General features: G+C 73.3%; 8 protein-coding genes. 7 read left to right on the forward strand and 1 reads right to left on the reverse strand.

The window, feature by feature from the left end; all coding sequences use genetic code 11:
* Positions 1 to 394 precede the first annotated feature (394 nt).
* From ACSNOC_RS26080 to ACSNOC_RS26095, 4 genes are all read left to right on the forward strand, one after another.
* The gene (locus ACSNOC_RS26080) at positions 395 to 1123 is read left to right on the forward strand and encodes a hypothetical protein (RefSeq protein ID WP_436750028.1); all 729 of its coding nucleotides are present in this window, start codon (positions 395 to 397) and stop codon (positions 1121 to 1123) included.
* A gap of 28 nt (positions 1124 to 1151) precedes the next feature.
* A complete protein-coding gene (locus tag ACSNOC_RS26085; protein ID WP_436750029.1) occupies positions 1152 to 1526 on the forward strand; it encodes a cytidine deaminase in 375 nt (124 codons plus the stop codon).
* Positions 1523 to 2473: a GTPase Era gene (gene era / locus ACSNOC_RS26090; protein WP_436750030.1), complete on the forward strand. Its 951-nt coding sequence runs from the start codon at positions 1523 to 1525 to the stop codon at positions 2471 to 2473. The genes ACSNOC_RS26085 and era overlap by 4 nt, the downstream gene beginning before the upstream one ends.
* Before the next feature lie 353 nt (positions 2474 to 2826).
* Positions 2827 to 4053: a S8 family peptidase gene (locus ACSNOC_RS26095; RefSeq protein WP_436750031.1), complete on the forward strand. Its 1227-nt coding sequence runs from the start codon at positions 2827 to 2829 to the stop codon at positions 4051 to 4053.
* A gap of 101 nt (positions 4054 to 4154) precedes the next feature.
* Here the strand turns inward: ACSNOC_RS26095 and ACSNOC_RS26100 are convergent, their stop codons facing one another.
* The gene (locus tag ACSNOC_RS26100) at positions 4155 to 4811 is read right to left on the reverse strand and encodes a TetR/AcrR family transcriptional regulator (RefSeq protein WP_436750032.1); all 657 of its coding nucleotides are present in this window, start codon (positions 4809 to 4811) and stop codon (positions 4155 to 4157) included.
* 99 nt (positions 4812 to 4910) lie between these two features.
* Between ACSNOC_RS26100 and ACSNOC_RS26105 the strand changes: the two genes are divergently transcribed.
* The 3 genes from ACSNOC_RS26105 to ACSNOC_RS26115 all read left to right on the forward strand — a co-directional run.
* Positions 4911 to 5822 (forward strand): SDR family oxidoreductase, encoded by a 912-nt coding sequence (locus ACSNOC_RS26105; protein ID WP_436750033.1) that lies wholly within the window; start codon positions 4911 to 4913, stop codon positions 5820 to 5822.
* Between the two features lie 59 nt (positions 5823 to 5881).
* On the forward strand, positions 5882 to 7357 hold the full coding sequence (locus tag ACSNOC_RS26110; RefSeq protein ID WP_436750034.1) for a flavin-containing monooxygenase: 1476 nt from the start codon (positions 5882 to 5884) through the stop codon (positions 7355 to 7357).
* Between the two features lie 9 nt (positions 7358 to 7366).
* Positions 7367 to 8074, forward strand: a 708-nt coding sequence (locus ACSNOC_RS26115; RefSeq protein ID WP_436750035.1) for an alpha/beta hydrolase fold domain-containing protein, incomplete at its 3' end; no start/stop codon positions are given.

Below are 8074 nucleotides of genomic sequence, written 5' to 3' on the forward strand. Positions count from 1 at the left end.
CCCCGGGGGTGCCCGGGGTGTGGGCCGTCGCCCGTGTTGCCGGGTGTGCTGCGGGGCGGGGCGTGGTGGTCGTCGGGGTTCCGTGACCTCGGTGCTCCCTGGGTGGGGGCCGTGGGCCTCGGGGTGCCTGCCCGGCGGGCTGCCGGGGTGGGCCGTTGCCCGTTCCGGGGCTCCGGGCCCGCCCTCGTTGCCGCGTTCGTGGGGTGTGTGCTGCGGGGCGTTGTCGTCGTCGGGACGCTGGGTTCCGGTGCTTCCTGGGCGCGGTGCCCCCTCCCGGCTTCCGGTGGCGGCCCGTGTCCGCCGCTCGGCTTCGCGCCGGGGGCCTGGGAGTGGGGTCACCCGAATGGGGGTGTGGCGGTGGCCGTACGGGCGTTCGGGGGGCGCCATGGGAGGTATGGACGCTCACCACCTTCGGACGTTGCGGACCGCCCTCGTCGCCGGGCTGGCCGTGCTGAGTCTGGCGCTGGCGCCGGGGCGGCCGGTCGCCGGGGACGCGCTCAGTGAGCACCAGTTGCGCGAGGCCCTGCTCGACGCCGTCGACTTTCCCGAGGGCTGGGCCAGCGACAGCGAGGAGAGTGCCGAGAAGCGCGGCTTCGGCGTTCCCCGGCCGTCCGAACCCGCCTGTGACGGCCTCTTCGACGTCGGCGGTGACGACGACGACGTGGCCAGGGCCGGGTTCGCCAAGACCCGCAGCGGCCCGTTCGTCACCACCGTCGCCGCCGCGCACCAGGACGCCGGGGCGGCCGGCGGGGACATGGACGACGTGCGTGCCGCGCTCGACGAGTGCGCCACCCTCCACACGCCCGAGGGCCCGGCCGACAAGGCCGTCTCCGTCGCCTACGACGCGGCCCCGCTCGACGTGAAGCGGCTCGGTGAGGAGTCCGTGGCCGTCCGCTTCCACCGGCGGCTCGACGGCGAGACGGCGATCACGCCCGTGGTGGCCGATCTCGTGGTCGTCCGGGTCGGCGCGCAGACGCTCCGCGTCGCCCAGGCCGGGCGCGACGACGGCGGCACCGGTGACGTGGAGAAGATCGCGGAGCGCGCGGTGGAGAAGCTGGAGGAGGTCGCCGCGGGCCGCGTGCCCGCTCCGCGCCCGGACCAGCCGGGGACCACGGATCTGTGAGCCCGGGGGAGCACTTAAGCTCGGTCGTATGACTGACGCCGCCGCCTCCGCAGACGCTCTCGACCCCGAGGACCGCAAGATCATCACGCTGGCCCGCAGCGCCCGCGCCCGCAACGGCGTCCCCGAGGGAGCCGCCGTGCGGGACGAGACCGGCCGCACCTATGTGGCGGGCACGGTCGCGCTCGACTCGCTGCGGCTGAGCGCCCTCCAGACGGCGGTGGCGATGGCCGTGGCCAGCGGGGCGGTGGCGCTGGAGGCGGCGGCCGTGGTCAGCGAGGCGGAGACCGTGCCGGACGGTGATCTGGCGGTCGTCCGCGACCTCGGCGGGCCCGGCGGCAAGGACGTTCCCGTTCACCTGGCTGGCCCCGACGGGCGGCTTCGTGCGACCATCGCCGGGTCATGAGCACCCCTGAGCCGAGCGCGCCCGGCACGCACAGCCCCCATCGTTCCGGATTCGCCTGTTTCGTCGGCCGTCCCAACGCGGGCAAGTCCACGCTGACCAACGCCCTGGTGGGCATCAAGGTCGCGATCACCTCCAACCGCCCGCAGACCACCCGGCATACAGTGCGCGGCATCGTGCACCGGCCCGACGCGCAGCTCGTCCTGGTGGACACGCCCGGCCTGCACCGGCCGCGCACGCTGCTCGGCCAGCGGCTGAACGACGTGGTCCGGGCCACCTGGGCCGAGGTGGACGCGATCGGCTTCTGCATCCCGGCCAACGAGAAGATCGGGCCCGGCGACCGTTTCATCGCCAAGGAGCTGTCGCAGATCAAGCGGACGCCGAAGGTGGCGGTCGTCACCAAGACCGACCTGGTGGACAACGACGCGCTCGCCGAGCAGCTCATCGCCGTCGACCTGCTCGGCAAGGAGGTCGGCGTCGAGTGGGCCGAGATCGTCCCGGTCTCCGCCACCGCCGGCCGCCAGGTGGGGCTGCTGGCGGATCTGCTGGTGCCGCTGCTGCCCGAGGGGCCGCCGCTGTATCCGGAGGGCGACCTCACCGACGAGCCCGAGCAGGTCATGATCGCGGAGCTGATCCGCGAGGCCGCGCTGGAGGGCGTGCGGGACGAGCTGCCGCACTCGATCGCCGTGGTGGTCGAGGAGATGCTGCCCCGCGAGGACCGCCCGGCCGACCGGCCGCTGCTGGACATCCACGCCAACCTCTTCATCGAACGCCCCAGCCAGAAGGGCATCGTGATCGGTCCGAAGGGCGCGCGGCTGAAGGATGTCGGGACGAAGGCCCGCCGCCAGATCGAGGCCCTGCTCGGCACGCCGGTCTTCCTCGACCTGCACGTGAAGGTCGCCAAGGACTGGCAGCGCGACCCCAAGCAGCTCCGCAGGCTTGGTTTCTGACTTTCCGTCAGAGTCCCTCTGCCGAAGTCCTTCTCTCCGCCGCCCCCGGGGTGTGATCCGCCGGGCCGTTGACACCGCAGGGTGTCCGGCCCGGCGGGCCGTCCGGGGGGCGGCGGTGCCGTTTTCTGTACGGCGCGTCAGCGGTCCGGTGTGGCGCGGGCGTTGCGGATTTATGTCATGCCTATGACATTCAGTCGACGGTCTTGCCGCGACCGCCCCGGCCCGCGAATCATTCCTGCGGGAAACCGAATGTATGACCCATACCCGGGCTCCCTCCCGCACCACCCCGTGCGTCTCCCACCGGCCTGCCGCACACCCATGGCAGGTCATCGAGGAAAGAGGACACCCCCACCATGGCACTGACGCGTTCCGCCACGAGTTCCCCGCGCTCTCCGAGGCGCGGTGTCGCCGCGGTCATAGCCGCCGTCGCCACGGCCGCCCTGGCGGCGGTCGGCTCCCTTCCGGCGCAGGCCGCCCCCGCCGAGGGCGTGGTCATCGGCGCCGGTTCCCCCGGCGCCGTCGCCGGCAGCTACATCGTCACCCTGGAGGAGGGCGCCGGGATCGCCGCCGCCTCCGCGCAGGGCCGGGACCTCATCGCCGAGTACGGCGGCTCGGTGCAGCGGACCTACCGCGCCGCGCTGAACGGTTACGCGGCGCGGCTCGACCCCGACGAGGCCCGGCGCCTCGCCGCCGACCCCGCCGTCGAGTCCGTCGTGCAGGACATCGAGGTGCACATCGACGCCACGCAGACCGGCGCGCCCTGGGGCCTGGACCGGATCGACCAGGCCACCCTGCCGCTCGACAGCACCTACACCTACCCCGATGCCGCGGGCAGTGGCGTGACGATCTACGTCATCGACACCGGGGTGCGCGTCACCCACACCGACCTCGCCGGCCGTGCCGTCGACGGCTACGACTTCGTCAGCAACGACGCCGTCGCGCAGGACGGCAACGGCCACGGCACCCATGTGGCGACCACCGCCGCCGGCACCACCTACGGCGTGGCGAAGAACGCGCGGATCGTCGGCGTCCGGGTGCTCAACAACGCGGGTTCCGGCACCACCGCGGGCGTGATCGCGGGCGTCGACTGGGTGACACAGCACCACTCCGGCCCGTCCGTCGCCAACATGTCCCTCGGCGGCGGCGTCAGCACGGCCCTGGACGACGCGGTCCGCAACTCCATCGCCAGCGGCGTCACGTACACCCTCGCGGCCGGGAACAACGGCGCCGACGCCTCGACCAGCTCCCCGGCCCGCGTCGGCGAGGCGATCACCGTGGGCGCCACCGACCGGAACGACACCAAGCCGAGCTGGTCCAACTACGGCCCGGCCGTGGACCTCTTCGCGCCGGGCGTGGACATCACGGCCGGCTGGAAGACCTCGGACACCTCCACCAACACGATCTCGGGAACCAGTATGGCTGCGCCGCACGCAGCGGGCGCCGCGGCGGTCTACCTCGCCGGGCACCCCGGCTCCACGCCGTCGCAGGTCGCGAGCGCCCTGGTCAACGGCGCCACCAGCGGGGTGCTGAGCAGCCTCGGCAGCGGCTCGCCCAACAAGCTGCTGCGCCTCGTCCCGTAGCGGCCACCGGCCACCCCCGGCACGACCCCCTCGACCCTCCGTCGCGGGCCGGACCCCTCCCGGTCCGCGGCGGAGGCGTTTCCCCGCGGCCCGGGACCGGCTCAGGACGGGGTGGCGGCGAAGCGGTCGAGGACGGCCATCACGATGGTGTGCGCGTTGCTCACCAGCGCCTCGATCGGCTGCGCCCGCTCGCCCAGGACCCACCGCTGCGCGATGAGCACCACGGCCCCCAGCACTCCGGTGGCCAGGATCTCCAGATCGGTCTCCGACAGCCCGGCCGTGTCGAGGTAGGGCTTGGTCAGCTGCAGGATCGTGTCCACGAACGCCGTGTTGACGGCCTGCCAGGCGCTGTCGATCGTCGCGCTCACCGCCAGGATCTCCACGAAGGCGATCCGGGCCACCCGCGGATCGTCGTCGATCGTCCGGAACAGCGCGGTCAGCGCGGCCCGCACCTGCGCCTCGACGTCCGGCGCGGCGGCCTCCGCGTCCGCGACGATCCGCGCGTGCAGCTCCTCCGCCACCCGCGCGTAGACGGCCAGCAGCAGGCTCTCGCTGTCGTCGAAGGACTCGTAGAAGTACCGCTTGGTCAGTCCGGCGGCGGCGCAGACGCGGTCGACCGTCGCGTTGCGGTAGCCGACGGTCCCGAAGGTCTCGATGGCGGCCTCGATCAGCCGCGCCCGCCGCTCGTCCTGGCGCTGGCGCGGGTCGGCGCCGCGATAGGTGCGGCCGGGCGGGGTGGCGGGCGGTCCGGGATTCATCACCCCTGATATTGACACCGTGTCGTATCAGATGCAAAAGTGACACCGTCCGGTTCCAGATTCGTGGAGTCATGCGGGCCCGCACCGAGGAGAGTGTTCATGCCCATATCAACATCGATGAGGGCACTCGACGGAAAAGTCGCCCTGATCACCGGAGCCGCCCGCGGCATCGGCGCCGAGACCGCCCGCGCGCTGGCGCAGCGCGGCGTCCGGCTCGTGCTCACCGACCTCGACGCCGAGCCGCTCGCCGCCCTCGCCGCCGAGCTGGGCGAGGACGCCGTGCACACGGTCGTCTGCGACGTCTGCGACCTGCCGTCGATGGAACGGGCCGTCGCCGAGGGCGCCGCCCGCTTCGGCGGCATCGACCTCGTCCTCGCCAACGCGGGCATCGCCTCCTACGGCTCCGTCCTGCGCGTCGACCCGGCCACGTTCCGGCGCGTGATGGACATCAACGTCCTCGGTGTCTTCCACACCGTGCGCGCCGCCCTCCCCTCGGTGATCGAGCGGAAGGGGTACATCCTCGTCGTGTCCTCGCTCGCCGCCTTCGCGCCCGCCCCCGGCCTGGTCGCCTACAACGCCAGCAAGGCCGGAGTCGAGCACTTCGCCACCGCGCTGCGCCTCGAAGTCGCCCACCACGGCGTCGCCGTGGGCACCGCCCACCCGTCCTGGATCGACACCCCGCTGGTGCGTGACGCCAAGGAGGACCTCTCCGCGTTCCGGCAGATGCTGAAGATCCTGCCGGGCCCGCTGAAGCGGACGACCTCGGTCCAGGTGTGCGTCGACGCGTTCGTCAAGGGACTCGCGGGCCGCAAGCGCCGGGTCAACGTGCCCGGCTGGGTCGGCGCGCTGCGCTGGCTCAAGCCGGTGATCACCTCGCGGCTCGGCGACCGGGCCACGCTCCGGCACACGCCGCGGCTGCTGCCGCTGATGGACGAGGAGGTCGCCCGCCTCGGCCGCTCGACCAGCGCCCGCAACACCGCGCTGGACGACGTGGCGGTCACCCCGAAGTAGCCGGCGCCCGCCGGGACAGCCCCCGAGCACAGCAACGAGAGGTACAGCGAGGTACCGCGATGAGCACTCCCGAGCACGTCGACGTCCTGATCGTCGGCGCCGGCCTGTCCGGCATCGGCGCCGCCTGCCACCTGCGGCGCGAGAACCCCGGCAAGACCTTCGTCATCCTGGAGGCCCGCGACGCGATCGGCGGCACCTGGGACCTGTTCCGGTACCCGGGCATCCGCTCGGACTCCGACATGTTCACCCTGGGGTACCGGTTCCGCCCGTGGACCGACCGCAAGTCGATCGCCGACGGCCCCGCCATCCTGGCCTACGTCCGCGACACGGCCCGCGAGTACGGCGTCGACCGGGCCGTCCGCCACGGTCACCGCGTGGTGCGCGCCGACTGGTCGAGCGAGGACGCCCGCTGGACGGTGACCGCCGAGCGCACCGACACCGGCGAGACCGTCGAGTTCACCTGCGGCTTCCTCTTCACCTGCAGCGGCTACTACCGCTACGACCAGGGCTACACCCCCGGGTTCCCCGGCACCGACCGCTTCGCCGGGCGGATCGTGCACCCGCAGCACTGGCCCGCCGACCTCGACTACCGGGGCAAGCGCGTGGTGATCATCGGCAGCGGCGCGACGGCGGTCACGCTGGCCCCGTCGATGGCGTCCGACGCGGCGCACGTGACGATGCTCCAGCGCTCGCCGACGTACATCATCGCCCAGCCCAGCGTGGACCCGCTCTCCCGCGCCCTGCACACAGTGCTCCCGGGCAAGGCGGCCTACGCGGCCACGCGCTGGAAGAACGTCCTGCTGCACACCGGCTTCTACCAGCTCAGCCGGCGCCGCCCGAAGGTCGTCAAGGCGGTGCTGCGGGCCCGCGCCAAGCGGGCGCTGCCCGCCGGGTTCGACGTCGACGTCCACTTCAGGCCCCACTACAACCCGTGGGACCAGCGGCTGTGCGTGGTGCCCGACGCCGACCTCTTCAAGGCGATCCGGCGCGGCGACGTCTCCGTCGTCACCGACCGCGTCGACACCTTCACCGAGACCGGCATCCGGCTCGTCTCCGGCGCCGAGCTGGAGGCCGACGTCGTCGTCACCGCCACCGGGCTCGACCTGCTGGCGTTCGGCGGCATGGAGCTGGCCGTCGACGGGCGGCGGGTGGAGCTGCCGGAGACCATGGCGTACAAGGGCATGATGCTCAGCGGCGTGCCCAACTTCGCCTTCACCGTCGGCTACACCAACGCGTCCTGGACGCTCAAGGCCGACCTGGTGAGCGAGTACGTCTGCCGGCTGCTGGCGCACATGGACCGGCGCGGCTACCGTCAGTGCGTCCCCGAACGGGACCCGTCCGTGGCCGAGGAGCCGTTCCTCGACTTCGCCGCCGGGTACGTGCTCCGCGCCATCGACGCGTTCCCCAAGCAGGGGGCACGGGCACCGTGGCGGCTGCGGATGAACTATCTGTACGACATCCGCTCGCTGCGGCGGGGCCCGGTCGATGAGGAGATGCGGTTCAGCGCGGCACCCCGCGCGTCCACGCCCGTGTGAGGGGGGAGCATGATCAGCGACCGGCAGTCGGATTACGTCGCGACGCTGCGCCTGTTCGCGATGAAGGACCGGCTGTCCGACGCCGAGCGGACCCTGACCGGCGCCCGCCGGCTCCAGGCCGGCGGGCCCGCCCGGCCCCCGGCCCGGCTGGGCCGCCGGGTCGACGTCGCCCGTGACGACGCCCCCGGCTTCCCGCTCTGGACCCTCCGCGCGCGGCGGCCCGCGGCCGGTGCCCCGGGCCGCACGGTGCTCTACGTCCACGGCGGCGGCTACATCATGGACTTCACGCCGCAGCACTGGGCGTTCATGGCGGACCTGGCCGAACGGACCGGCGCGGACGTCCTCGCCCCGCAGTACCCGCTGGCCCCCGACCACACGTGGCGGGACTCGTTCCCGCGCCTGCTGGACCTGGCCCGGGGTGCGGGCGGCGCCCCGCCGCCCGTCCTCATGGGCGACTCGGCGGGCGGCGGCTACGCGCTGGCCCTGGCCCAGGCGCTGGCGGCCGAGGGCGGACACGCGCCGGAGACGGTGCTGATCTCGCCGTTCGTCGACGCCACCCTCGCCCACCCGGAGACCGCCGCGCACGACGAGACCGATCCCTGGCTGGCCGCCGAGGGCCTGCGGGTCTGCGGGCGCGCCTGGGCGGCGGTGGAGTCGGTGCGGGCGGCCGGGTTCGCGGACTGCACCGAGGAGCGCTTACTGACCCTGCAGGCGGCG

Source organism: Streptomyces sp. URMC 129, assembly GCF_051386415.1.
GTDB lineage: Bacteria > Actinomycetota > Actinomycetes > Streptomycetales > Streptomycetaceae > Streptomyces.